Annotated in this window: 24 protein-coding genes; 11 read left to right on the plus strand and 13 right to left on the minus strand. The window is 34.6% G+C overall.

Annotated elements, in window-relative coordinates; genetic code table 11:
* Window positions 1-49 precede the first annotated feature (49 nt).
* Window positions 50-502: a methyltransferase family protein gene (locus UH1x_RS00200; RefSeq protein WP_405414282.1), complete on the minus strand. Its 453-nt coding sequence runs from the start codon at window positions 500-502 to the stop codon at window positions 50-52.
* Window positions 503-561: 59 nt separating this feature from the next.
* Between UH1x_RS00200 and UH1x_RS00205 the strand changes: the two genes are divergently transcribed.
* The 5 genes from UH1x_RS00205 to UH1x_RS00225 all read left to right on the plus strand — a co-directional run bounded on the left by UH1x_RS00205 (window position 562) and on the right by UH1x_RS00225 (window position 6,346).
* Window positions 562-1,149, plus strand: coding sequence for a non-canonical purine NTP diphosphatase (locus UH1x_RS00205; protein ID WP_482624160.1), 588 nt, complete (start codon window positions 562-564; stop codon window positions 1,147-1,149).
* Entirely contained in the window at window positions 1,136-1,783 is a 648-nt protein-coding gene (locus UH1x_RS00210) for a DUF4337 domain-containing protein (RefSeq protein WP_482624162.1), read from the plus strand. Before UH1x_RS00205 ends, UH1x_RS00210 begins: the two co-directional genes overlap by 14 nt.
* 160 nt (window positions 1,784-1,943) lie before the next feature.
* Entirely contained in the window at window positions 1,944-3,758 is a 1,815-nt protein-coding gene (locus UH1x_RS00215) for a DEAD/DEAH box helicase (RefSeq protein ID WP_396634218.1), read from the plus strand.
* A 74-nt stretch (window positions 3,759-3,832) separates the two neighbouring features.
* Complete coding sequence (locus UH1x_RS00220) at window positions 3,833-4,603, plus strand: carboxypeptidase-like regulatory domain-containing protein (protein WP_482624163.1); 771 nt, start codon at window positions 3,833-3,835, stop codon at window positions 4,601-4,603.
* 51 nt (window positions 4,604-4,654) lie between these two features.
* Window positions 4,655-6,346 (plus strand): alpha-amylase family glycosyl hydrolase, encoded by a 1,692-nt coding sequence (locus UH1x_RS00225; RefSeq protein WP_482624165.1) that lies wholly within the window; start codon window positions 4,655-4,657, stop codon window positions 6,344-6,346.
* Window positions 6,347-6,356: 10 nt separating this feature from the next.
* Here the strand turns inward: UH1x_RS00225 and UH1x_RS00230 are convergent, their stop codons facing one another.
* From UH1x_RS00230 to UH1x_RS00240, 3 genes are read right to left on the minus strand one after another with little or no spacing between them, the layout of a single operon-like run.
* On the minus strand, window positions 6,357-6,722 hold the full coding sequence (locus UH1x_RS00230; RefSeq protein WP_482624166.1) for a VOC family protein: 366 nt from the start codon (window positions 6,720-6,722) through the stop codon (window positions 6,357-6,359).
* A gap of 2 nt (window positions 6,723-6,724) precedes the next feature.
* Complete coding sequence (locus UH1x_RS00235; protein WP_482624168.1) at window positions 6,725-7,252, minus strand: SRPBCC family protein; 528 nt, start codon at window positions 7,250-7,252, stop codon at window positions 6,725-6,727.
* A 41-nt stretch (window positions 7,253-7,293) separates the two neighbouring features.
* Window positions 7,294-7,950: a TrmH family RNA methyltransferase gene (locus tag UH1x_RS00240; protein ID WP_482624170.1), complete on the minus strand. Its 657-nt coding sequence runs from the start codon at window positions 7,948-7,950 to the stop codon at window positions 7,294-7,296.
* Between the two features lie 49 nt (window positions 7,951-7,999).
* On the opposite strand from UH1x_RS00240, the gene UH1x_RS00245 reads away from it, so the two are divergent.
* On the plus strand, window positions 8,000-8,686 hold the full coding sequence (locus UH1x_RS00245) for an SIR2 family NAD-dependent protein deacylase (protein WP_482624172.1): 687 nt from the start codon (window positions 8,000-8,002) through the stop codon (window positions 8,684-8,686).
* Here UH1x_RS00245 and UH1x_RS00250 read toward each other — a convergent pair.
* A complete protein-coding gene (locus UH1x_RS00250; RefSeq protein WP_482624174.1) occupies window positions 8,655-9,128 on the minus strand; it encodes a heme-binding domain-containing protein in 474 nt (157 codons plus the stop codon). The two genes, UH1x_RS00245 and UH1x_RS00250, sit on opposite strands and share 32 nt — an antisense overlap.
* A 34-nt stretch (window positions 9,129-9,162) precedes the next feature.
* On the opposite strand from UH1x_RS00250, the gene UH1x_RS00255 reads away from it, so the two are divergent.
* The 3 genes from UH1x_RS00255 (at window position 9,163) to UH1x_RS00265 (ending at window position 12,208) form a co-directional block, all read left to right on the plus strand.
* A complete protein-coding gene (locus UH1x_RS00255; RefSeq protein ID WP_482624176.1) occupies window positions 9,163-9,726 on the plus strand; it encodes an adenylosuccinate lyase in 564 nt (187 codons plus the stop codon).
* 130 nt (window positions 9,727-9,856) lie between these two features.
* Window positions 9,857-11,200: an adenylosuccinate lyase gene (gene purB / locus UH1x_RS00260; protein WP_482624178.1), complete on the plus strand. Its 1,344-nt coding sequence runs from the start codon at window positions 9,857-9,859 to the stop codon at window positions 11,198-11,200.
* Window positions 11,201-11,326: 126 nt separating this feature from the next.
* Complete coding sequence (locus tag UH1x_RS00265) at window positions 11,327-12,208, plus strand: mechanosensitive ion channel family protein (protein ID WP_482624180.1); 882 nt, start codon at window positions 11,327-11,329, stop codon at window positions 12,206-12,208.
* Between the two features lie 76 nt (window positions 12,209-12,284).
* Here the strand turns inward: UH1x_RS00265 and UH1x_RS00270 are convergent, their stop codons facing one another.
* From UH1x_RS00270 to UH1x_RS00295, 6 genes are all read right to left on the minus strand, one after another.
* Entirely contained in the window at window positions 12,285-13,094 is an 810-nt protein-coding gene (locus tag UH1x_RS00270) for a mechanosensitive ion channel family protein (protein ID WP_482624182.1), read from the minus strand.
* A gap of 162 nt (window positions 13,095-13,256) precedes the next feature.
* The gene (locus UH1x_RS00275; RefSeq protein ID WP_482624184.1) at window positions 13,257-13,796 is read right to left on the minus strand and encodes a DUF4252 domain-containing protein; all 540 of its coding nucleotides are present in this window, start codon (window positions 13,794-13,796) and stop codon (window positions 13,257-13,259) included.
* A 61-nt stretch (window positions 13,797-13,857) separates the two neighbouring features.
* Window positions 13,858-14,400 carry a DUF4252 domain-containing protein gene (locus tag UH1x_RS00280; protein ID WP_482624186.1) on the minus strand — a complete coding sequence of 181 codons (543 nt, stop codon included), beginning with the start codon at window positions 14,398-14,400 and terminating at the stop codon, window positions 13,858-13,860.
* 107 nt (window positions 14,401-14,507) lie between these two features.
* Window positions 14,508-15,062 carry a DUF4252 domain-containing protein gene (locus UH1x_RS00285; protein ID WP_036155035.1) on the minus strand — a complete coding sequence of 185 codons (555 nt, stop codon included), beginning with the start codon at window positions 15,060-15,062 and terminating at the stop codon, window positions 14,508-14,510.
* A 5-nt stretch (window positions 15,063-15,067) separates the two neighbouring features.
* The gene (locus UH1x_RS00290) at window positions 15,068-15,502 is read right to left on the minus strand and encodes a hypothetical protein (protein WP_482624188.1); all 435 of its coding nucleotides are present in this window, start codon (window positions 15,500-15,502) and stop codon (window positions 15,068-15,070) included.
* The gene (locus UH1x_RS00295) at window positions 15,489-15,998 is read right to left on the minus strand and encodes an RNA polymerase sigma factor (RefSeq protein WP_036155039.1); all 510 of its coding nucleotides are present in this window, start codon (window positions 15,996-15,998) and stop codon (window positions 15,489-15,491) included. The genes UH1x_RS00290 and UH1x_RS00295 overlap by 14 nt, the downstream gene beginning before the upstream one ends.
* A 221-nt stretch (window positions 15,999-16,219) precedes the next feature.
* Here UH1x_RS00295 and UH1x_RS00300 point away from each other — a divergent pair, with 221 nt between their 5' ends.
* Together UH1x_RS00300 and UH1x_RS00305 are read left to right on the plus strand one after the other, a co-directional pair.
* The gene (locus UH1x_RS00300) at window positions 16,220-17,737 is read left to right on the plus strand and encodes a S41 family peptidase (protein ID WP_482624190.1); all 1,518 of its coding nucleotides are present in this window, start codon (window positions 16,220-16,222) and stop codon (window positions 17,735-17,737) included.
* Window positions 17,738-17,764: 27 nt separating this feature from the next.
* Complete coding sequence (locus UH1x_RS00305) at window positions 17,765-19,234, plus strand: S41 family peptidase (RefSeq protein WP_482624192.1); 1,470 nt, start codon at window positions 17,765-17,767, stop codon at window positions 19,232-19,234.
* A gap of 129 nt (window positions 19,235-19,363) precedes the next feature.
* Here the strand turns inward: UH1x_RS00305 and UH1x_RS00310 are convergent, their stop codons facing one another.
* Window positions 19,364-20,782 (minus strand): Calx-beta domain-containing protein, encoded by a 1,419-nt coding sequence (locus tag UH1x_RS00310; protein WP_482624194.1) that lies wholly within the window; start codon window positions 20,780-20,782, stop codon window positions 19,364-19,366.
* A gap of 2 nt (window positions 20,783-20,784) precedes the next feature.
* On the minus strand, window positions 20,785-22,611 hold the full coding sequence (locus UH1x_RS00315; protein WP_482624196.1) for a TonB-dependent receptor plug domain-containing protein: 1,827 nt from the start codon (window positions 22,609-22,611) through the stop codon (window positions 20,785-20,787).
* Window positions 22,612-22,626 lie beyond the last annotated feature (15 nt).

Genomic DNA, 22,626 nt, shown 5'->3' on the forward strand with positions numbered 1-22,626 from the left:
TATTTATAATTATAAGCGTAGTCGATAATGTGAACCAACAAAACTTAAATTAAAACCAGCGCCTGGTTAATATACAATAATCTTTGAAGGAACGCCCAAATTTATCTAATAGAATTCGTTCTTCCGGTATAATCTGAAAACGATTCATATAGCTTACAAACCCCGCAGCTATCAAGGTATTAAAAGCATTACCCAAAAATACTCCTAAAGCTAATAACAAAAGAAGTAGCGCTAAATACATAGGATTTCTAGAAAATTTAAAGATGCCGTTAACCACTAAGTTAGATGCTTTATCTGGTTTTGTTGGATCTATGGTTGTACTTGCCTTTCTAAATTGAACTAAAGCAAAAAGTGCGATTACTATTCCCAAACCAATTAAAATCTTTGTTAGTAATAACCTACCAAAAAAATCGAAATAACCAATCGGTAAAAATTTTGCCAACAAATACATCATTAATCCAAAACATAAAAAAACTAAAGCAGGTGGTACTTTTAACTCCATTTTATAAAATTACTACTTTTGCTGCTGTAAATTCACAAACCAGATTCCAAATTGTTCCCATGAAGCTAGTTTTTGCTACTCACAATCCCAACAAATTAAAAGAAGTTCAACCTTTGGTCCCTTCCCAAATAGAACTCATAAATTTAGAAACTATAGGTTGTACTACCGATATACCGGAAACCGCAACAACCCTTGAGGGCAACGCCAAACTTAAAGCGGATTTTGTAACCAATAACTATGAACTATCTTGTTTTGCAGATGACACAGGACTTCTAGTGAAATCGCTTAACGGAGAACCTGGCGTGTACTCTGCACGTTATGCAGGCCCCACCAATGATTCTAATGCCAATATGGACAAGCTGTTGACTAATCTAAATGGTAAAAAAGATAGGTCCGCTCACTTCAAAACCGTAATTGCATTAAACCTAAATGGTAAAACACATATATTTGAGGGTAAAATAGAGGGTATAATAACAGAAACCAGAAGAGGTGAAAACGGTTTTGGATATGACCCCATTTTTCAACCAAACGGCTATTCAGCAACATTTGCAGAATTACCGTTATCCATTAAAAATGAAATAAGCCATAGGGCACAAGCATTTAAAAAACTGATTGCATATTTAAACAGTATTCATGTTACAGGGTAAAAAAAATAACGAAACGGTAGAAGTATCGGTTGCGTCTGAACGAGCAGAAGCAATTGGCGGTGTACTTATAGCACTATTTGCCGCTCTTATGGCAATATCACAAATGGTAAATGGAGAGCTAGAAGAAGAAATGATGATCGCGCACAACAATGTTGTAAGCTATTCTAGTTGGTACCAATCTAAAAGTATAAAAGAAAGTCTTAAGGAAAGTGAACTTGACTATCTAAAGGCTTTAATTGAAAGTGGTATTGTCACTGGTGACAAAATTGCCGCAATTGAACTTAAAATGGTCAATGTTGAAAAAAAGATATCTAAATATGAATCTGAGAAAACAGAAATTTTATTAGGATCTTCTGAAGTAGGCGAAGAAAACTGGGTACAAGATATAGAAGGCAAAATGGGGAAGATTACCGGAGTAAAACAATGGGAAAAATTGACACAAACCTATGATTACGCCACTAAAAAATTTGACTACGCACTACTGTTTTATCAAATCTGCATCGTTCTTGGTGCCGTATGTATTATCATATACGACAGCCCTGTATTACAAAAGGGACTTATAGTCTTAATGATCATTTTTGGCATTACAGGTACTTTTCTTTCTATATATGGCTATACACTGGCCCCGTCATAAGATTACTTTTCAATTAAATTATACTGATTCAATTATTAGCAGTACCTTTGCAGCTTAATTAACGCCGCTGGTATAGCATGTGTTGCCCTGAGTCTAAATAGGTTATATACGATAATCGCTCTATGCAACATTCATATTTGCGATTTAGTATAACATATTTATGACAAAGTTTGAAGCACTGGGACTAGAAAAGTCCTTATTAGATGCTATTACTGATATGGGTTTTGAAACCCCATCAGAAGTACAAGAAAAAGCAATCCCAATTTTATTGGAAAGTGAAACCGATCTAGTTGCGCTAGCGCAAACAGGAACGGGAAAAACCGCAGCATTTGGTTTTCCATTAATTCAAAAAATTGATAGTAATAGTAGAACCACACAAGGTTTAATACTATCCCCTACTCGTGAGCTTTGCTTACAGATCACCAAAGAAATGCAAGCGTATTCTAAATACGAACGTAATGTCAATGTAGTTGCCATTTATGGTGGTGCAAGTATTACAGAACAAGCAAGACAAATTAAAAGAGGTGCTCAAATTATTGTAGCTACCCCAGGTAGAATGAAAGATATGATCAGCAGACGTCTTGTTGATATCTCTAAAATCGACTATTGTGTTCTTGATGAGGCAGATGAAATGCTTAACATGGGCTTTATGGAAGATATTAAAGAAATTCTTTCTGGCACACCTAATGATAAATCTACATGGTTGTTCTCTGCAACAATGCCTAGAGAGGTTGCTACCATTGCAAAGAAATTTATGCACTCGCCGCAAGAAATTACAGTGGGAGCTAAAAATTCTGGTGCATCTACTGTACAACATGAATATTATGTTGTTGGTGGTAGAGATCGTTACCCTGCATTAAAAAGATTGGCAGATACCAACCCAGATATTTTTTCTGTAATTTTCTGTAGAACAAAACGCGATACTCAAAAAGTTGCTGAAAAATTAATAGAAGACGGTTACAATGCCGGTGCATTACACGGAGATTTAAGTCAAAACCAAAGAGATTTGGTAATGAACTCTTTCCGTAAAAAGCAGATTCAAATGCTTGTTGCAACTGATGTTGCCGCACGTGGTATTGATGTTGATGATATTACACACGTTATAAACTATCAATTACCAGATGAGATTGAAACATACACTCACCGTAGTGGTAGAACCGGTAGAGCTGGTAAATCTGGTATCTCTATGGTTATCGTTACACGTAGCGAGCAACGTAAGATCAGAGCAATTGAGAATAAAATCAATCAGAAATTTCTAGTTAAAAAGATTCCTACGGGAATGGAAATCTGCGAGATTCAATTATATCATTTAGCAAATAAGATCAAGGATACAAAAATTAACGATGATGTTGATGCCTACCTACCTGCAATCAATGATGTCTTAGAAGGTATTGATCGTGAAGAACTGATTAAAAAAATAGTTTCTGTTGAGTTTACAAGATTCTTCAACTATTACAACAAATCTAAAGACTTAAATTCTTCAGATAACGGTAGAGACCGTGACAATGGTAGAGCAGAAATACCTACTAGCGGTGCTGTTCGTTACTTTGTTAATGTTGGTGAAAGAGATGGTTATGATTGGATGTCCTTAAAAGACTTCATTAGAGATACTGTAGGCCTGGGTCAAGAAGATGTTTTCAAAGTTGACGTAAAAGAGAGTTTTTCTTTCTTTAATACAGAGGCTGAAGTAACTCAAAAAATTCTAGATAAATTCACGGACTTTAAAGTTGACGGTAGATTCGTAAACGTTGAAGTTTCTAAAAACCCTGGTGGTGGCGGTAACCGACGAAGAAGCGGCGGTGGCGGTGGCTTTAGAGGAAAAAGAAGTGGCGGCAGAAGAGATGACGACCGTGGCGGAAGAGGCAGAAGAGATGGTGGCGGCGAGTCTAAAGGAAGAAGACGTGACCGCAGCGAATCTAGCAGTCCTAACTCCGGAAAAAGACGTAGCAACAAAAGAAAGGGAGATTTCTTTTAGTTAATTGTATATTAAAAATACGCTTCGGCGTATTTTTTTTGTTTTGTTTGCAACCTAATTACGCAGTTAGTACAATGAAATACTTATTATCGCTCACATTTATAATGTTATCTTTTGTAGGGTTCTCACAAGAAACCGAAGAAGGTCAACGTCTTAATGCCGTTGTTATAAACGCACAATCTAACGAACCACTAGAGAGTGTTCACGTTGTAAATCTTAACCAAGTTTTTGGAACAATTACCAACGAGAAAGGTGAATTTTCAATTACAGCAGCAGTAAACGATACGTTATATTTTTCCTTTTTGGGCTTTAAGTCTCAAAAAATCAGGGTAACGAATGATATGTTCAAATTTGAAAATACCGAAATAGCATTGACAGAGCTTGCTTATGCTCTTGAAGAGGTTATTGTTAGACCATATCAGCTTACCGGGTATCTTGAAATTGATGTTAAGAACTTGCCTATAAATAATGCTTATCAGTATAGCATTTCTGGCTTAGGAGTGAGCTATGAAGGTGGTAATAAAAACCCAAGTGCAGTTACAAAGGTTTTGGGGGCCATACTAAACCCGGCGGATTTATTGCGAAATCTCTTTGGAAAAAAACCTGCTCAAATGCGTAAACTGAGACAAATGAGGGAAGATGAAGACATTAGAAACCTTCTCGCCTCTAAATTTGACAGAGAAACACTTACCGAGTTCCTTCAATTGGAAAAAGTAGATATTCAAGATATACTAAATAACTGTAATTATTCTAAATCTTTTATCACTACAGCCAATGATCTTCAGATACTTGACGCTATAAGTAGTTGCTATGAGGAATACAAAGTTCTCAATAGAAAGAAATAATATTTTTTAAAGTGAATTCCTTGTTATAGCTTTATTGCAAATAATAGGGAAATGAAAAACGTATTCTTACTAGGGCTATTTTTTATAGCATTGGTTTCTTGCCAACCCAAGAGCAAGGAAAAATCAGAAACAATTGCCGTAGCTAAAGATTCCGTTGAAGTCCCCAAAAAAAATCCCAATTTTCAATGGGAAGCCGCTACCGTTTACTTTCTTCTTACAGACCGTTTCAATAATGCAAATACAGCAAACGATTTAAATTTTGAACGTGATGAAGAAACCGGAAAACTAAGAGGTTTTTTAGGTGGAGATATTCAAGGGATTACCAATAAAATCAAAGAGGGATATTTCACAAATCTTGGTGTTAATGCTATTTGGTTTACTCCCGTAGTAGAACAAATTCATGGCGCGACTGATGAAGGCACTGGAAACACTTATGGGTATCATGGCTATTGGGCAAAAGATTGGACAGCCCTAGATCCCAATTTTGGAACTAACAAAGATTTAGACACACTAATAAAAACAGCTCACGAAAACGGAATCAGAATTTTATTGGATGTTGTTTTGAATCACACTGGTCCTGTTACTGAAGAAGATCCCGTTTGGCCAGATGAATGGGTACGCACCTCTCCTACTTGTGAATTCACTACTTATGAAAATACTACAGCCTGCACATTGGTAGCAAACTTACCAGATATACGGACCGAATCTGATGCTGCCGTAAATTTACCGGATGCCTTACTTGCCAAATGGAAATCTGAAGGTAGATTAAGCGAAGAGCTAGATGAACTTGAATTATTTTTTGACCGGACTGATTACCCTAGAGCTCCTCGTTTTTATATTATTAAATGGCTTACCGATTACGTTAATAAATACGGTGTAGACGGTTTTAGAGTAGACACCGTAAAGCACGCTAATGAAAACTCATGGGCAGAGCTGTACAAAGAAGCTTCACTGGCATTTGAACTTTGGAAAAAGAAGAATAAAGACAAGGTTTTGGACAACAACCCTTTTTATATGGTTGGCGAAGTTTATAATTATGGGATTTCTGGCGGACAGGAATTTGACCTTGGCGACAAAAAAGTAAACTACTTTGATAACGGCTTCAAAAGTCTTATCAACTTTGAACTAAAGATCGATGCTAAAAAAGATTATGAAACTATTTTCACAAAATATAGCAAACTACTACATACTAAGTTTAAAGACAAAAGTGTATTAAATTACCTTACCTCTCATGACGACGGTCAGCCATTTGACCAAGAAAGAGCCAACCCAAAAAGGGCTGCTAATGTACTGTTACTTACTCCTGGTGCATCACAAATCTATTATGGCGATGAAACTGCCCGTAGTTTAATCATTGAAGGCACAGAAGGTGATGCAACATTACGCTCTTTCATGAATTGGGAAGAATTAGACAGTATACCCAAAGTAAAGGAAACGCTTACCTATTGGCAAAAACTTGGAACTTTTAGAAATGACCACCCAGCAATAGGCGCAGGTACTCACAAAAGAATCTCAAAATCCCCATACGTTTTTAGCAGGTATTTCGCTAAAGATGAATATGTTGATAAGGTGGTTATTGGTTTAGACCTTCCAAAAGGGAAAAAGACAATTTTAGTAAAAGGTACTTTTGGCGATGGCACAAAGCTATATGACCGCTACTCTAATACCGAAGTTACAGTAGAAAATTCTAAAGTTGTTTTAGATAACGATTCTGAAGTTGCCTTACTGGAGCTAAAAAACTAAGGGTCACTTACTAGGAATTTGAATGTACGGCAATTTTATTTCCTTCCGTGTCTTTTAATAGACCCATAAATCCGTGTCCTTCGCCTATTTCGGTTTTGGGCTGTAATACTTGTCCGCCTGCTTTTTCAACCTTGCCCAAAACAGTTGCAGCATCTTCACATGCCAAATATACTAGCACGCCATCAGTTAAACTAGGCACATACTGCTCATGCTGTACCAAAGCCCCGTTTGCCTGACCAATAGTTTGTTTATCCGGGAACAATCCCATTACAAATTCCCCAAAATTATTTACCGTAATGGAAACATCTAAGATGGATTCATAGAACTTTTGAGCTCGTTCCATATTTGCTACGGGAATTTCAAACCATGCTATCATATCTATTTATTTAAATTAGTTTTTAGATTCTCCAGTCCTGCTTCAAAATCCTTGCCTACCATTTTATCCATTGACATGAACAACATCATAATACTCATAGGAAACTTATTTTTTCCTGTGAATCCCCAAGTCACCTTACTTCTGTTGGCTTCAAGTTTTTCAAGATTCATGTAACAATCAGATTGAGACTTATAGGGCTTTAAAAATCGTAAATCTTGTTCAATGCGCTCACCTTCCACTATTCTAGTAATTTCTTGCTCCCCTTCACCTACATCCTTATTACCGTTCCAATGGCTGGTAGCTCCTACCTCTCCATCAACTCCGGTAAAACTAAGCTCCATATTTGGGTCTTTTCTAGCCCATGGCGACCATTCTTGCTGTTTCTTTAAATACTTTAAATGACTCCATACTTGTTCCGGTGGATGTTCTAATTCTATACTTCTAGAGACATGATAACTTTTGGGAGCTATTAATGCCAGTAAAATAATCAATACCACAATTACTCCTAGAATTATGACTACAGTATACATATTTTAGTTAATTAGTTGTTGATGAACAAGTTAAACAAAAATTAATTATCAGACTTATATCTTTCTAAAATGTCATCAATACTTTTAATTGACTTTTTTGTCCAATCCAACCGCCTCTCCAACATTTCTTCTTCTGTTAGTCTCCATGCTACATCTGATGCTTTTAATTGAGAGGTTAAATGTTGTAGAATAATAGCCGCAGAAACAGATATATTAAGACTCTCTGTAAAACCTACCATCGGTATTTTTAAATAAGCATCTGCATTTTCTAGCACATAATCGCTTAACCCGCTTTTCTCGGTACCAAAAAACAATGCTGTTTTACCATCTAACTTAAAATCTTGTAATAATGAACTATCTGCATGCGGACTAGTAGCGACGATTTTATATCCCGTTTCCCGTAACGAATTAATTGTTTGTTTTGAATTTTGATACCGTTTTATATCTACCCATTTCTGAGCTCCCATAGCAATTTCTTCATCTAAATGTTGACCGTTTCTATCTTCTATTAAATGAGCGGTTTGCACACCAAAAGATTCACAACTCCTTACCACCGCACTGGTATTGTGCATTTGAAACACATCTTCAACAGCAACGGTTAAATAATTTGTTCGTTCTGCCAATATATCAACAAACCGTTGTTTTCTGTTTTCAGAAATAAATTCTTCTAAATACTCTAAAAGCTTCACATCAATCATACGCCCAAGATAAGAAAAGTATATTTTTATACATATTTAGAACTTTGCCATGAAAAACATTGTCATATTAACAGGAGCAGGAATTTCTGCCGAAAGCGGATTAAAAACATTTAGGGATGCCAACGGTTTATGGGAAGGCCATGATGTTATGGAAGTTGCCACACCTGAAGGTTTTCAAAAAAATCCGGAACTGGTTTTAGAATTTTACAATCAAAGAAGAAGACAATTACTTACCGTTGAACCTAATGCCGCACACAAGGCTTTAGTTAAACTAGAAGAAAAATTTAATGTACATATTATCACCCAAAATGTAGATGATCTACATGAACGCGCAGGTAGTTCACAGGTACTTCATTTACATGGAGAATTATTGAAAGCTAGAAGTATGAATTCTACCAGTGAAATCTTTGAACAAAAAAATGATTTATTATTAGGCGATACCTGTAAAAACGGATATCAATTAAGACCACACATTGTCTGGTTTGGTGAAGCCGTACCTCTTTTAGAAGACGCAATCTCTATCACCGAAAAAGCAGATTATTTGATTATTATAGGTACATCTATGCAAGTATATCCCGCAGCAAGTTTAATAGATTTTGTTGACAGCGCAACGCCCATTTATTTTATTGACCCAAAACCTGCCATATCAAAAACCCATAAAAACAATTTGACCATTATACCTGAAACTGCAGTAGCAGGAACTCCTAATTTGGTTGCTTCCCTAATTGATAGATGATTCTAGTCTGCCTTACCCATTCAACTAATTTGACTTCTTCGTTGGCGGTAAGTTCAGAATCTTTATGGAATAGGGTATATTGAGATAACGGCATATTACCATTGACTACTTCTTCCTCTATCTCTTCCAACAAATGATCTTTCTTATCTATAGAATAATTTTCCCACTCAGAAAAATTTAAGTGTTCTTTACCTTCTTTAACATGATCCGCTAACAAAAATGAAATAGGCGCTATATTGTTGTACCACGGGTACTCTGTATTATTGCTATGACAATCATAACAGGAAGTTTCAAATAGGTTTTTAAGTTCTGGCGTAGGGTTTGTTTGCTTTACAAAAGCCTCTGTATGGTTACCGGTAGCAATATTTTTGGTAGGACTGAAAAATTGCATGGCAATAAACACAACAACTACACCTAGGCTAATTTTTTTTAGTAATTTCATATTTGGGGGAAATGAAAAATAAAGATACAATTTTATGACAAAGGAAGAGCTTAAAGAAGCACTGAATTATGTTAGTGCTTCTAGAGAAAACCGTAGTAAAATGGCATCTAAAATTGAAGAAAATTTAAAGCTAATTCCTATTCTCATTGAGATTATCAAAGATGATATAGAGCCAATTTCATGTAAAGCCGCATGGGTGCTAGAATATGTAGCTAAAAAAGATTTGCAGCTCATATATACACATATTGATCCTTTCCTTAATTCCCTAAAACATATTTCTTTAGAATCTTCTATTCGTCCCGCTTCAAAAATTTGTCAACTTCTTACTTTAAATGAGTTTCCCAAAAAATCTAAAACAACTCTACAAACTTTATCTGTTAGTCAATTAAATATAATTACAGAATCTGCCTTCGATTGGCTTATTGGGGAGCACAAAGTTGCACCAAAAGCTTATTCTATGACTACGTTACTTTTAATAGGAAAAAGGATAAAGTGGATTCACCCAGAACTTAGTCAAATACTCAAACAAAGTTACGAATGTGGTAGTGCCGCATATAAGGCACGCGCCAGAATGACTTTAAAGGTTTTAGAGAAATAAGTAAAGGAATTAAAAAGCCAGCTCTCATTGTTCATTAAATGCCATATTTTGACCATAACTTAAAGCAAATAAGGTTTTAAACTTTAATGCGTTTAGGTATATTTGCCCCTTAATAATTTAACCATTGACTATGTCTCTAAATGCATTAAATGCCATTTCACCTATTGACGGTCGTTATAGCTCTAAAACCAAATCATTATCTGCTTACTTTTCTGAAGAAGCTTTAATAAAATATAGGGTTAGAGTAGAAATAGAATACTTTATTGCGCTTTGCGAGATTCCATTACCACAACTTTCTAATTTCGATACTTCAAAGTTCGAAACACTTAGAAAAATATATACCGATTTCTCTACTGCCGAGGCCCAAGAAATCAAAGAAATAGAAAAAACCACCAATCATGATGTTAAGGCTGTTGAGTACTTTATAAAGAAGGCGTTTGACACATTAGGCATTTCTGAATTTAAAGAGTTTATCCATTTCGGATTAACTTCTCAAGACATAAACAATACCGCTATTCCCCTTTCTATCAAAGAAGCAATGAATGATGTTTATGTCCCTCAATATTTCGAGCTAGTTGAAAAACTAGATGTATTAACTTTAGAATGGTCAGATATACCAATGTTGGCAAGAACACACGGCCAACCAGCTTCACCTACTCGCCTAGGAAAAGAAGTTATGGTTTTTGTTGCGCGTTTAAAAGAGCAGTTTAATTTATTGAACGATATTCCTAGTGCTGCTAAATTTGGTGGAGCTACAGGTAATTTCAATGCTCATTTAGTTGCATATCCATCTATAGATTGGAAAGCATTTGGACAAGAATTCGTTCAAGAAAAATTAGGACTTCAACATTCGTTCCCAACTACTCAAATAGAACATTACGATCATTTGGCTGCTTTATTTGACGGTCTTAAGCGTATCAACACCATTATCTTAGATTTAGATCGAGATTTTTGGACATACGTGTCAATGGATTACTTCAAGCAAAAAATTAAAGCAGGTGAAGTTGGATCATCGGCAATGCCACATAAGGTTAACCCAATAGATTTTGAAAATTCTGAAGGTAACCTGGGTATAGCAAATGCTATTTTTGAGCACTTATCCGCTAAACTTCCGGTTTCTAGATTGCAACGAGATTTAACCGATAGTACGGTATTAAGAAACGTAGGTGTTCCTTTTGCACATACAATTATCGCTTTTCAATCTACTTTAAAGGGCTTGAACAAGCTACTCTTGAACAAAGAGAAATTTGAACAAGATTTAGAGAATAATTGGGCTGTTGTAGCAGAAGCCATTCAAACGATATTAAGACGTGAAAGCTACCCTAACCCTTATGAGGCTTTAAAAGGTCTTACACGTACCAACGAGAAAATCAATAAAAATTCTATAGCAAACTTCATAGATACATTAGAAGTTTCTGACGAAATAAAGAATGAGCTAAAACAAATATCCCCTAGTAACTATACTGGTATTTAAGCCTGTTTTAATGCATTAAAACTTTTCTTTAGTCCATATACTTCATATCGCCCGTTTTGGGCGATATGCATTTTAGATTGTGCTACTCATCATATATATTACAAGTGAACACAAAACTAAAATTGCATGCAAACAAATTTCTCAGTTGAAGAATCAGTTAGTAATCTATGGGAAAAACTAGATGGTTGGTTAGAATCTATTGTTTTAAAATTACCAAATCTCGCTATGGCGATTTTGGTAATGATTCTTTTCTATTTTCTAGCAAGAGGGATACGCAAAGTTCTTAAAAGAACGATATTAAAAAAAATACATCAGGTTTCCATTCAAGAAATCATAGCTAAGGTGGTATTCGTTACCATTATCTTAATAGGGTTCTTCATTGCCCTTGGCGTCCTAGACTTAGATAAAGTATTAACAAGTATATTAGCAGGTGCAGGTGTAGTAGGTCTTGCCGTTGGTTTGGCTCTTCAAGGAACACTTAGTAATACTTTTGGCGGACTAATACTTTCCTTTATGCCGCAGCTTAAAATCAATGATTTTATTAATGCCGATGGCGTTTCTGGCTTTGTTACCGAAATAAGTCTACGAAACATTATATTAAAACAACCAGATAACAATGTAGTGGTCATACCTAATTCTAAATTCATAGATGGCTCGTTCACCAACTACTCTATGAATAAAAGAAACAGGATTTTTGTGAATTGTGGTGTTGGTTATGAAAGCGATTTACAAATGGTAGAAGACTTGACCGTAAAAATCATTAAGGATAATTTTAAACAGAACGATGACGAAGAGGTAGAATTCTTTTTTACCGAATTTGGTGATAGTTCAATTAACTTTATGGTACGTTTTTGGGCAGACTGTATTAATATAAAACAAGAACATGCGGCAAGACACAAAGCCATTAAAATCATTAAGAAACATTTTGATGAGCGCAATGTCAATATTCCATTCCCAATCAGAACATTGGACTTTGGAAAAAACAATCTACAGATTGCTAAAGATTAAACATCTATTATAGAGCTAAATTAAAAAAGCCCGTTGAGCAAGTTCAACGGGCTTTTAATCAACTAACTAGACTAATTTATTTACTAATATTAACTTCGTGTGGGTAAGGAATTTCAATACCTGCACTATCCAATGCATTCTTAGTTCCTTCAATAGTTGCAAAGTATACATCCCAGTAATCTTCTGGCTTACAGAAAGGACGTACAGCTAGGTTTACAGAGCTATCTGCCAATTCAGAAACATTAACTGATGGAGCAGGATCTTGTAATACTTGAGGATTTGCCTTCAACATAGCCAATAAAACATCTTTTGTTTTTTGCAAATCAGAACCATAATCTACACCAACTGTAGTATCAACTCTAATCTTACCTTCTGCAGTATAATTTACAATGTTACCATTTGCCATTGCACCATTAGGAACGATTGCTAACTTATTTTCTGGCGTTACTAACTTAGTAGTAAAAATTTCAATTTCTTTTACGTTACCTAAAACACCTTGTGCTTCAATTAAATCTCCAATTTTATAAGGCTTAAAGATGATAAGTAAAACACCACCAGCAAAATTAGATAAAGACCCTTGCAATGCAAGACCAATTGCCAAACCTGCTGCTGCTATAACTGCTGCAAAACTGGTAGTTTCAACACCCAATGTTGAAATAACTGTTATAATCAAGAAGATTGTAAGTGCCCATTTTGCTAGGTTAAGCAAAAACTTTTTAAGTGACTCATCGTAATTTTGCTTGGTCATGCCTTTATTTACAACTCCAATCAATTTTTTGATAATCCACGAACCGATAATGTAAATTACTATTGCACCAATAACTTTAGGTCCAAATTCTACAATAAAATCGATTCCTTTGTCAATCCATACTTCTGCGTTTTCCATTTTTTAATGTTTGTTTAGGTTGTTTGTATATTATTCTCATTTATTATGACACCAATTTTATTGATTGGTCACATAAAAACAGATGTATATTATAATTTTAGTAAACAAAAAACCCGTTACATTTACGTAACGGGTTGAATTTAAATTAAATAGACCTTATATCTAACTTTTAATTAAATCTTCAAGCTGCTCCAATCCTTTTCCTTTGTAATCTGATTTTTCTACTGCCTTAATTAATTGCATTAAACTCGCCGGGTTCATATTATCGCCCAAAACCCTAACTAATACCAAACCTTTTTCATCATTGTCTCCATATATAACGAGTTCATCAATATAGTCATCATCGCCTTTTAATTGTATAGTGGCTTTTCCAAATGGCGTATTCATTTTCATTAACTCACTGAAATCATCACTTTTTAATATGGCTTTGATCGCTTTTTTTTGAACTAAATAATCTGCCTCGTTTTCAGGTTTTTTCTGAAATGCCAATACATTCAACTTTTTTAAAGAAGAAGCGGCTTCTCTCTCAGACTCGGTCAAATTTGCAGTCTCCAAATCCAATAGACTGGAAGGCAAATCAAAAGACATAAAATTTGGGTTTTCTGCATTTGCAATATAATATTGCTGTAAACTCTGTTCTGATGAGCATGATGTAATCGCTAAACCAATTACCACCATTATTGCCCAATATACATTTTTCATACTATGTTTTTAAAATTAGAAAAAAGGCCTCCTATTCACAGAAGACCTTTATAATTTTGTATTACTTTCCTGATGCCTTGTTCAAATCTTTAGGCAAATCCATTTTACTGGTCAGCGTTCCTATTTTATTTAAATCGATATCACCGGTAAGGCTTACTAAGACTGTTTCCAATTTTCTTCCGTTATGCCCAACTTCTACATTTTCCAAACCACTAACAAACATTAATAGTTCTGATACATGATCTTTCTTTTTACCGTCTTTAACATAAAATTTTACGTTGACATCTTCATCTTTAACACGCATTAACTCCTCTAACTTAGAAGACTTAAGATATTTTTTAACCGTTGAAGACATATCAGCAGAAACTGATGAATCTTCGGTCATAAAAACCTTTACGTTTCTTAATCCGCTGGCTACCTCCATAAATTCTTTAGCCTCGGCGTCGTCACTCATTCCGCCAAATTTGGAAACGAGGTCTATCATACTTTTGTTGACGATTACAGACCCAACATTATCCATATCTTCATATTTATCAAATACAGATTGTGAAAAACCCAGTGCGGGTAAAATTGCCATTAAAAATACTACTGCTACTTTTCTCATGATTGTTGATTTTAGTGCCGCTACCTAATTTTGGTTTTGGCGATTGATGAATTGATATTTATTTTAATATGAGTGTAGAATTTATAAAACACAACACTCTTTTGTTTTTAATTTCCCTTTTGTGCCGCCTTACCTAATTGATCACCACCTGGTAAATCCATTTTGTCGGTCAACTTAGATACTGATCTTAAATTGATATCACCGGTCAAAGACAGTAACACTGTTTCTAATTTTTTACCATTGACATCTATATCCATATCTTTTAGACCGGTAACGAACATTAAAAGTTCTTTTACATGATCACTATCCTTACCTTCCTTTACGTAGAACTTTACATTAGAACTACCGTCACGAACTCTCATCAACTCTTCAAAAGATGAGCTTTTAAGCCTATTCGTCACCCAACCATCTACATCTTTAGATATTGCTGCGTCTTCTGTAGTAATTACTTTAAAACTGGTAATTGAGTTTACAAGCTCAAAAAATTCTTTTGCCTCTGGATCATCTGAACTTACGCTCATTTTGCCTAACATTTGAAACATTTTTGGTTGCATGGCAACAAAGGTTACCTTATCATTATCCTCATATTTCTCAAATATGTCTTGAGCATTAATTATTACAGGGGCTAACACCAAAAGTGTTAATACTAGTATCTTTTTCATTTTAATTATTTTTTCGTTAAAAATTTATTCGTTGTTTTTTCAAATTCCTCTAAATGGTTTAGTTGCTCCGTACCCTTATTGAAATTCATTGCTAATAAGGCTAATGCCTCTTTTGCAGATTCTATTTCCTCTGGTGTATACTCATCTGCTAAAGTAACTGGAGCCGGTGTAGGCTGATAAAAATAAAGCCCTACCATAAAGACTGCTATTGCTGCAACGGATACCCATTTCAAATAATTTCTTCTAGGTTTTAATGGCACCTGCTTTGTAAAGCGTTCTTCTTTTGCTTTTGTAAAGTAATTGAACAAAGGTGCGTGTTGCTCTAAATGAGGAGCAATATCATCCCCTGAAAAATACGCTCTAAGCGTTTCTTCTTCAGCAACTGTTGTAGTTGCTTCAAAATACTTTTCTATTAATTTTTCTATTTTATGCAATTCCATAATTATGCTTTTCCATTAATTTTTCCCTAACGGTTTTTCGAGCTCTTGATAAAGCTACCCGTATGGCCGTTGGTTTCATATCCAACAATTTTTCTATTTCTTCATATTCATACTGTTCTACATCTCTCAATTGCAATACCATTTTTTGTTGTTCAGGTAATTCTTCCATAATTCGTTCTACCCAATTGATGCTATCTTTTGCTTCTAACTGACCTTGAAGAGATGTATTTGCATCCGTATAATTTGTATGTACCAATTTCAAATTACCGGCTTGCTTAGATTTTAATCTATCCAAACAAAAATTCTTGGTCATGGTCATGGCAAACGCTTCTACATTTTTGTAGCTCTCCATCTTATTCTTCTTGGACCACAACTTAATTAATATCTCTTGTGTAGCATCTTCGGCTTCTTCCGTAGAAACCAACAATCTTTTGGCCATACGGAACAACTTATCCTTAAATGGTAATACAGTATTTAAAAACTCCGCTTGTTTCATTTTGGTTTGGCTGTTCGTAAACTTTCTTATCGGTTTACAAAAAGAAGACGATACTGAACGATTTTTGTTACAATTAATTTTTATTTAAACGACTTGTAAGTAAATTTAACATCCTTATACTAATTATTTACGTACTTACTTAAACGTTTATTTTCAGCATAATAATTGATACTCCACTATTTGAGTATTTATAACCTTGAAATGTAATTTAAAAAGAAGCTATGAAAAAAATTTTCTTGTCCCTCCTTTGTTTAGGATTTATTGTTACCTCTTGTAATAATGATGATGACACTAATATTGAAGAAGAAGAAATTGAAATTCCCGAAGAAGAAATCGCAGAAGTAGATATCGAAGTCCAAAACTTTTTTTGGCAAACCTTAAATTTATATTATTTCTGGCAGGGTGATGTGCCAGATTTGGCAGACGATCGTTTTGATACACAGACGGCGTATGAAGAATATTTATCAGAAAATGAAGACCCCGAAGCCTTTTTAGAGAATAAACTATTGTTTTCTGAAGACCGATTTACCTTTTATAGTGATGACTATACCGAATTAGTTAATAGTTCTGCGGGGGTATCTAAAAGTAACGGATTACAATTTGGCTTAGGTCGTATAAGCGGTACTGATGATTTATTTGGCTTTGTGGAATATATCGTAAAAAATTCTGATGCATCTAATCAAGACATTGAAAGAGGTGACTTGTTTATTGGTGTTGACGGCCAAACAATAACGGTAGATAATTATATTGAATTACTTTTTGGCGACAATGACACCTATGCCTTGAATATGGCTGAAATTGTTGACGGTGGCATTAGCCCGAGTGACAGAAAAGTTACTTTGACCAAATCTGAAGGCTTGGTTGAAGACCCCATTCACGTAAGTAATGTTATAACCTCTGGAGATAAAAAAATTGGTTATTTAATGTATAACCAATTTGTATCAGGCTCTGAAGATGCTATGAACGCTATTTTCGCTGACTTTTTATCACAAGGTGTTAATGAAATGGTGTTAGATTTAAGATACAACCCTGGCGGTAGAGGTTCAACGGCTGCTGTTTTGGCAAGTTTAATAAAAGGGACTAATACCTCAGACTTATTGTATAAAACAGTTTATAACGCAAAATTACAGGCGCAGTTCGACGCCAGTTCTACAGAGAATTACTTTGTTAATACCACAGGAACTTTTGATGGAAATTCTGATGCACCTCTAAACACATTAAACCTTAGTACTGTTTACATCATTGCCACAGAAAGTTCTGCTTCAGCGAGTGAATTGGTAATGGTAGGTTTAGCACCCTACATGAATGTTATTCATATTGGCGGTACTACTGTTGGCAAAAACCAAGGTTCAGTTCTATTTGTTGACGACCCAGAAGGTGGTAATGTTTATGACCCTGAGAGAGTAGAAAATATCAACCCAAATGTTCAATGGGGCTTGCAGCCAATTATAAGTCAAGTTGAAAATAGTGCTGGTTTCTCTGATTATGTAGATGGTTTAGTACCAGATATTGAACTAGGTGAAGATGTTACTAACTTAGGTGTACTTGGAGATGAAAACGAACCATTGCTGGCTAGAGCTATTCAAGAAATAAATGGAAATGGCGCAAAAAGGAATTTTGAAGTAGTCATTCCTGCGAACTTAGTTTCCAGTTCTAAGCTTTTCGACCCAAGAAATACTTCATTACTTTTAAATAACAGCGTACCTGTTTCTAAAATTCCTGTAACTGAAGAGAAATAAATTTAAAACATTTCAGTTTCCCTAACTATGAAGAAGATATTAGTATTATTAGTCGCTGCAATTGCATTTTCATGTTCTAAAGATGATGATTTATCTTTACCTAACACCGTAGATCCTGATGGGTCTGTTGATGTTGAAGTACAAGATTTTATGTGGAAAGCCATGAACTTTTGGTATTTCTGGCAAACAAGTGTTGATGATTTAGCAGATGACCGTTTTGAAAGTACAGATGAAGGTAAAGCTGAATATACCGCATTTCTTGATTCCGAAGATGACCCTGCCGCTTTCTTTGATAATAAATTGCAGTATATAGATGATAGATTCAGTTTTTATAACGAAGATTACCGTGAACTAACCAATTCACTTGCAGGTATTTCTAAAAGTAACGGATTAGAATTTGGCCTTGTTCAGTTTCAAGACAGTGACGAGATTTTTGGTTTTGTTCGCTATATTATTCCAAACTCAAACGCTGCAACGGTTGAGATTCAACGTGGAGACCTTTTTACAGGAGTTGACGGTGAAACTTTGACTACATCTAATTATATTAGTTTACTTTTTGGCGAAAATGATACTTACACCTTAAATATGGCTGATTTTGATAATGGTAATTTTACACCTAACGATGTAGAAATTACGCTTACCAAAGAAGAAGGTTTAGCTGAAAACCCTGTGCTACTTTCTAAATCATTTACAATTGGTGGTGAGAATATTGGTTACATTTTATACAATCAGTTTACTAATGAGTATGATGATGATTTATATTCTGCTGTTAAAGATTTAAAATCTGCAGGCATTACCAATTTGGTAATGGATTTACGCTATAACCCAGGTGGATCAGTAAATACTACACGCTTATTGGCCAGTATGATTTACGGTACCAACACGTCTGATTTATTTTTAAGAAAGCGATATAACGATAAGCTTCAAGAGCAATTCAACGACAGCCAATTAGAGATTTATTTTGCAGATAAGGTTAACGGAGAAACTATAAATTCATTAGGTTTAACCAAACTGTATGTACTAACCTCATCAAGTTCCGCATCTGCTAGCGAATTATTGATAAATAGTTTAGAACCTTATATTGATGTCATTCAAATTGGTGATGTAACTAGAGGAAAAAATGAATTCTCCACTACCCTAGTCGATGATCGTGATAACTCATATCTATACACTCCATCAAGAGTGAATAACATTAATCCTGATAACCAATGGGCAATTCAACCTTTAATAGGTAGAAACGAAAATGCCGATGGTTTCTTTGACTTTACAAGCGGTTTACAGCCAGATTATGAGTTAAAAGAAGATTATAGTAACCTTGGTATTTTAGGTGAATTAAACGAACCTCTGCTAGCTAAAGCGATTGAGGTTATTACGGGTGCTACGGGTAAACGTGATTATACTGTTCAATATCCAATCAACATATTTAGCAGCTCTAAAGAAAATAGCCTTATGAGTGATAAAATGGTTGATGATACTGTTTATGATTTAGAGTTTTAAATTTAATTCACTATTTAGAAAGAAGGCTAGAATAACTGAGCTAATGAATTAAAAAATTCTTAAAGCCATTAAACAATTAAAAAAAGCTGAACAATGATATTATTGTTCAGCTTTTTTTTGAATTACATCTTATCTTCCTGCTGTTTCGTTATAATAAATTCCTCCTGGAATGATAGAAACTGTTTTAGAAGCTAATAAGGTATTGTCAGATAAATCATACACCTCTAAAGAGCCATTGCTAGTAAAATCTTTAGCATCAACTCCATAAAGTTTACCATTAATAACAGCCATATCGTAAAAACTAAGACCTTCAATTTCTGCTGTTGTTGGCAATACACTCGCTGTTGCATCCATTGTATACACAGAACCTCCTAAGTAGTAATAAAGATTTGCTCCTTCAATTTCTAAATTCCCTGGATGTTCGGTAACTGCATAACTTATCGTTGTAGTTACTGTATTATCCGTAGTATTAATATTATCTATTTGTCCGGCAGTCTCATTACCTGTCCAAGATGGATTTCCACTTGATAATACCCAAAGATTTCCACTAGCATCTAGTTGCATTGAATTAGGGCGATCACCAACTGTAATGGTTGTAGTAACAGTATTTGTTGTAGCATCAATTACAGTAACTCCGTTATTTTGATTGAAACCTCCTTGGAGCGCTACATAAATTGTATTATCCTTCGCAATAATTTTCTCTGGCCCTTCTGGTACTGAAATAGTAGATTCAACGGTATTGGTCTCCAAATCAATCACAGCAACATAATCATCATCAGGATTAGAACCGTCTCCCCAATTTGTTACATATCCTTTACCATTAGCTATGGCCATATAACGAGGGTTTAAAAAATCTGTCTCGGTAGGTCCTCCAATAGTGGCAACAGATTCAAAAGTATATCGGTTTACAACTTCTACTTTTTGAGAACCATTCATTACTATATAAGCCATATCTTCATAAAAAGACATACTTTGTGCATTGTCTCCTAATACATCTATATCATTTACAGTTTTAAAAATATTGTTTTCCACTGTCGTTAAATCACCAGAAACAAAAGAAATAGAAGCATTTCCTTGCATAAAATTACCTTCATGAGAAACCAATATCCCATTTTCAAAAGGGTAAGAATCATTATCTGTAATAGTTAATACTATAGAACTATTAGCTCCTATAATATCCTCAACATTACTAGTAGATGTAATAGTAAAAATTACCTCTTCAGAAGATTCTACCTCTGTATCATCAATTAAAATTAAACTTTCTTGTACTGATGTTTCCCCTGCTGGTAAAACTACCGACCCTGATAAAGATTGGTAGTCTTCCCCTTCAATGGCTGTTCCTGTAACTTCATAATTAATGGTTACATCCATAGCATTTACGCTAGTAGTACTGATCGTTATTCCTACTGTTCCTTCTCCCTCATCATAACTATCTTCTGTTGCAGATAATCCTATTGTTCCTGGTGTTGGCATATCGTCATCATCACTACAAGATGTAAGTATAAATGAGGCGATGGCCGCTGTTAACATAAAGTGTTTTAATTTCATTTTTAAAAATTTAGTATTAATTGTGTTTGTATATTTCTGTTAGGCATTGGACGCAATGCTATGTTTTCGTAGTATGTATTAAACACATTGTTAATTGTAACTCCTATGGTGTATTTCAAATCTTTTTTCAAAATATCTGCCGTATAAGTTGCCCCAAGATTAGAAACTTGATACTCTTTTAACTCCCCTCCAATAATAGAGACAGAACCATTAAACAAATGCTGGTAAAACAAATTTAAGTCCGCTATTCTATATTCAAATGAACCGTTTGCCCTATGGAATGGTACATAAATTAACTGCTCATTAGTGCTCTTATCCTCTGAAACGGTATAGGCATAATTTGCGTTTATACCTACCTCTTGGTTTTTACCCAAAGAATAATTTACTTCTATTTTGACCTCTGCACCATAAATTTCAACATCATCTATATTCATAGGAGACCACAACCCTTCATTATTCGGTAACCATGTAATCATATCTTTGGTTGAAATATAATAACCATTATACTGCATAGAAACACCCCCAATATTTAACATATTCCCAAAATCTAATTGGTATGATTTTTCAGGAACAAGATCTAAATTTCCACCAGGCTGCCAGTACAAATCATTAAATGTGGGAGTCCTAAAATTTTTGGATGCATTTATCTTAATCTTATAATTGTCCGTAAGCCTATAGCTACCATCTAAAGAAAAAACTAAAGGACTTGAGAAATCTGAAGAAAAATCTTGCCTAACACTAAAATTGTAGGCAATTTTAGAAGAAATAGTATGCTTTATAAGTGCTGTTGCAGAAAAATCATCTCTTTTTGGACTTCCAAAACTATCCCCAGAACCTTTATAGTTATTATATTCTAAAAAAGAGTTAACCCTAAAAAACTTAGAAAATTTATAATCTGAAGAATATCTTGCTAAAAAATTAGACACCTTCCCAAAAGAATTAATGTCTGCATCTTTATTCTCAAAATATTTAAATTCTTCTTGCAAGTAGGCTAGTTTTAATTTGGATATCGCTTTTCTTCCAAAACGCCCCCACTCTACTTGCGTTCTGTAATGGTTGTCTTTATACTTACTTCTTCCTAAAGCTACCAAGGTTCCTGACAAATTTCTATCACCAATAAAAGTTTGATGATATAATTTCAATACTTGATTTTCAGAAAGAACATAACCTATATTCCAATTTAAATTTATATTATTGAACTCTCCATTCTTATTCTCCTCGTTGGTATTTAAATACTTGTAGTTATTATCCGATTGATTATAATTAACCCCTAAACTGTACGAAAGTAACCTATTACCAAAACTCTGATTATAATTTATCTTTTTTGTATTATAACTTCCATAACCAACAGAAACTTGATTATCAAAGTGTTCTTTAAATAGTAAATCGCTATTTAAATGAATACTACCCCCTATAGCTCCAGAACCATACTGCACACTACCACCACCACTGCGAATACTTACTGAGCTGTAGTTAAAAGGGTTTATTGTATTAAAATCTACTTGACCGTTTAACTGTGAGTTTATATTAATACCATTCCATACAACAGCGGTATGCGAAGCATTGGTTCCTCTAAAAGCAGGAGAAGAAACCATCCCAAATCCATTCTCTTTGAAATAAATGTTAGAATTAAAAGCCAGTAATGAAGTAAGAAGTCCGTTAGTACGTTGTATAATACTATCTTGTAATACACTTACTTTATACCCCTCTGCATACTGCTTAACCCTACTATCAGACACCACAACTTCATCCAATTTTAAAATGGAATCTCGCTGTGCATACCCTACTGTAGCACAAAATACTAGTACTATTGAAATTATTTTATTCATCACAACAACGACTTT

Source organism: Maribacter sp. UH1 (genome assembly GCF_056839145.1).

Excerpts from the sequence above, each read along its gene's own strand:
- UH1x_RS00200 (WP_405414282.1), bottom strand. The coding sequence starts at position 502 with ATGGAGTTAAAAGTACCACCTGCTTTAGTTTTTTTATGTTTTGGATTA.
- UH1x_RS00205 (WP_482624160.1), top strand. The coding sequence starts at position 562 with ATGAAGCTAGTTTTTGCTACTCACAATCCCAACAAATTAAAAGAAGTT.
- UH1x_RS00210 (WP_482624162.1), top strand. The coding sequence starts at position 1,136 with ATGTTACAGGGTAAAAAAAATAACGAAACGGTAGAAGTATCGGTTGCG.
- UH1x_RS00215 (WP_396634218.1), top strand. The coding sequence starts at position 1,944 with ATGACAAAGTTTGAAGCACTGGGACTAGAAAAGTCCTTATTAGATGCT.
- UH1x_RS00220 (WP_482624163.1), top strand. The coding sequence starts at position 3,833 with ATGAAATACTTATTATCGCTCACATTTATAATGTTATCTTTTGTAGGG.
- UH1x_RS00225 (WP_482624165.1), top strand. The coding sequence starts at position 4,655 with ATGAAAAACGTATTCTTACTAGGGCTATTTTTTATAGCATTGGTTTCT.
- UH1x_RS00230 (WP_482624166.1), bottom strand. The coding sequence starts at position 6,722 with ATGATAGCATGGTTTGAAATTCCCGTAGCAAATATGGAACGAGCTCAA.
- UH1x_RS00235 (WP_482624168.1), bottom strand. The coding sequence starts at position 7,252 with ATGTATACTGTAGTCATAATTCTAGGAGTAATTGTGGTATTGATTATT.
- UH1x_RS00240 (WP_482624170.1), bottom strand. The coding sequence starts at position 7,950 with ATGATTGATGTGAAGCTTTTAGAGTATTTAGAAGAATTTATTTCTGAA.
- UH1x_RS00245 (WP_482624172.1), top strand. The coding sequence starts at position 8,000 with ATGAAAAACATTGTCATATTAACAGGAGCAGGAATTTCTGCCGAAAGC.
- UH1x_RS00250 (WP_482624174.1), bottom strand. The coding sequence starts at position 9,128 with ATGAAATTACTAAAAAAAATTAGCCTAGGTGTAGTTGTTGTGTTTATT.
- UH1x_RS00255 (WP_482624176.1), top strand. The coding sequence starts at position 9,163 with ATGACAAAGGAAGAGCTTAAAGAAGCACTGAATTATGTTAGTGCTTCT.
- purB (WP_482624178.1), top strand. The coding sequence starts at position 9,857 with ATGTCTCTAAATGCATTAAATGCCATTTCACCTATTGACGGTCGTTAT.
- UH1x_RS00265 (WP_482624180.1), top strand. The coding sequence starts at position 11,327 with ATGCAAACAAATTTCTCAGTTGAAGAATCAGTTAGTAATCTATGGGAA.
- UH1x_RS00270 (WP_482624182.1), bottom strand. The coding sequence starts at position 13,094 with ATGGAAAACGCAGAAGTATGGATTGACAAAGGAATCGATTTTATTGTA.
- UH1x_RS00275 (WP_482624184.1), bottom strand. The coding sequence starts at position 13,796 with ATGAAAAATGTATATTGGGCAATAATGGTGGTAATTGGTTTAGCGATT.
- UH1x_RS00280 (WP_482624186.1), bottom strand. The coding sequence starts at position 14,400 with ATGAGAAAAGTAGCAGTAGTATTTTTAATGGCAATTTTACCCGCACTG.
- UH1x_RS00285 (WP_036155035.1), bottom strand. The coding sequence starts at position 15,062 with ATGAAAAAGATACTAGTATTAACACTTTTGGTGTTAGCCCCTGTAATA.
- UH1x_RS00290 (WP_482624188.1), bottom strand. The coding sequence starts at position 15,502 with ATGGAATTGCATAAAATAGAAAAATTAATAGAAAAGTATTTTGAAGCA.
- UH1x_RS00295 (WP_036155039.1), bottom strand. The coding sequence starts at position 15,998 with ATGAAACAAGCGGAGTTTTTAAATACTGTATTACCATTTAAGGATAAG.
- UH1x_RS00300 (WP_482624190.1), top strand. The coding sequence starts at position 16,220 with ATGAAAAAAATTTTCTTGTCCCTCCTTTGTTTAGGATTTATTGTTACC.
- UH1x_RS00305 (WP_482624192.1), top strand. The coding sequence starts at position 17,765 with ATGAAGAAGATATTAGTATTATTAGTCGCTGCAATTGCATTTTCATGT.
- UH1x_RS00310 (WP_482624194.1), bottom strand. The coding sequence starts at position 20,782 with ATGAAATTAAAACACTTTATGTTAACAGCGGCCATCGCCTCATTTATA.
- UH1x_RS00315 (WP_482624196.1), bottom strand. The coding sequence starts at position 22,611 with ATGAATAAAATAATTTCAATAGTACTAGTATTTTGTGCTACAGTAGGG.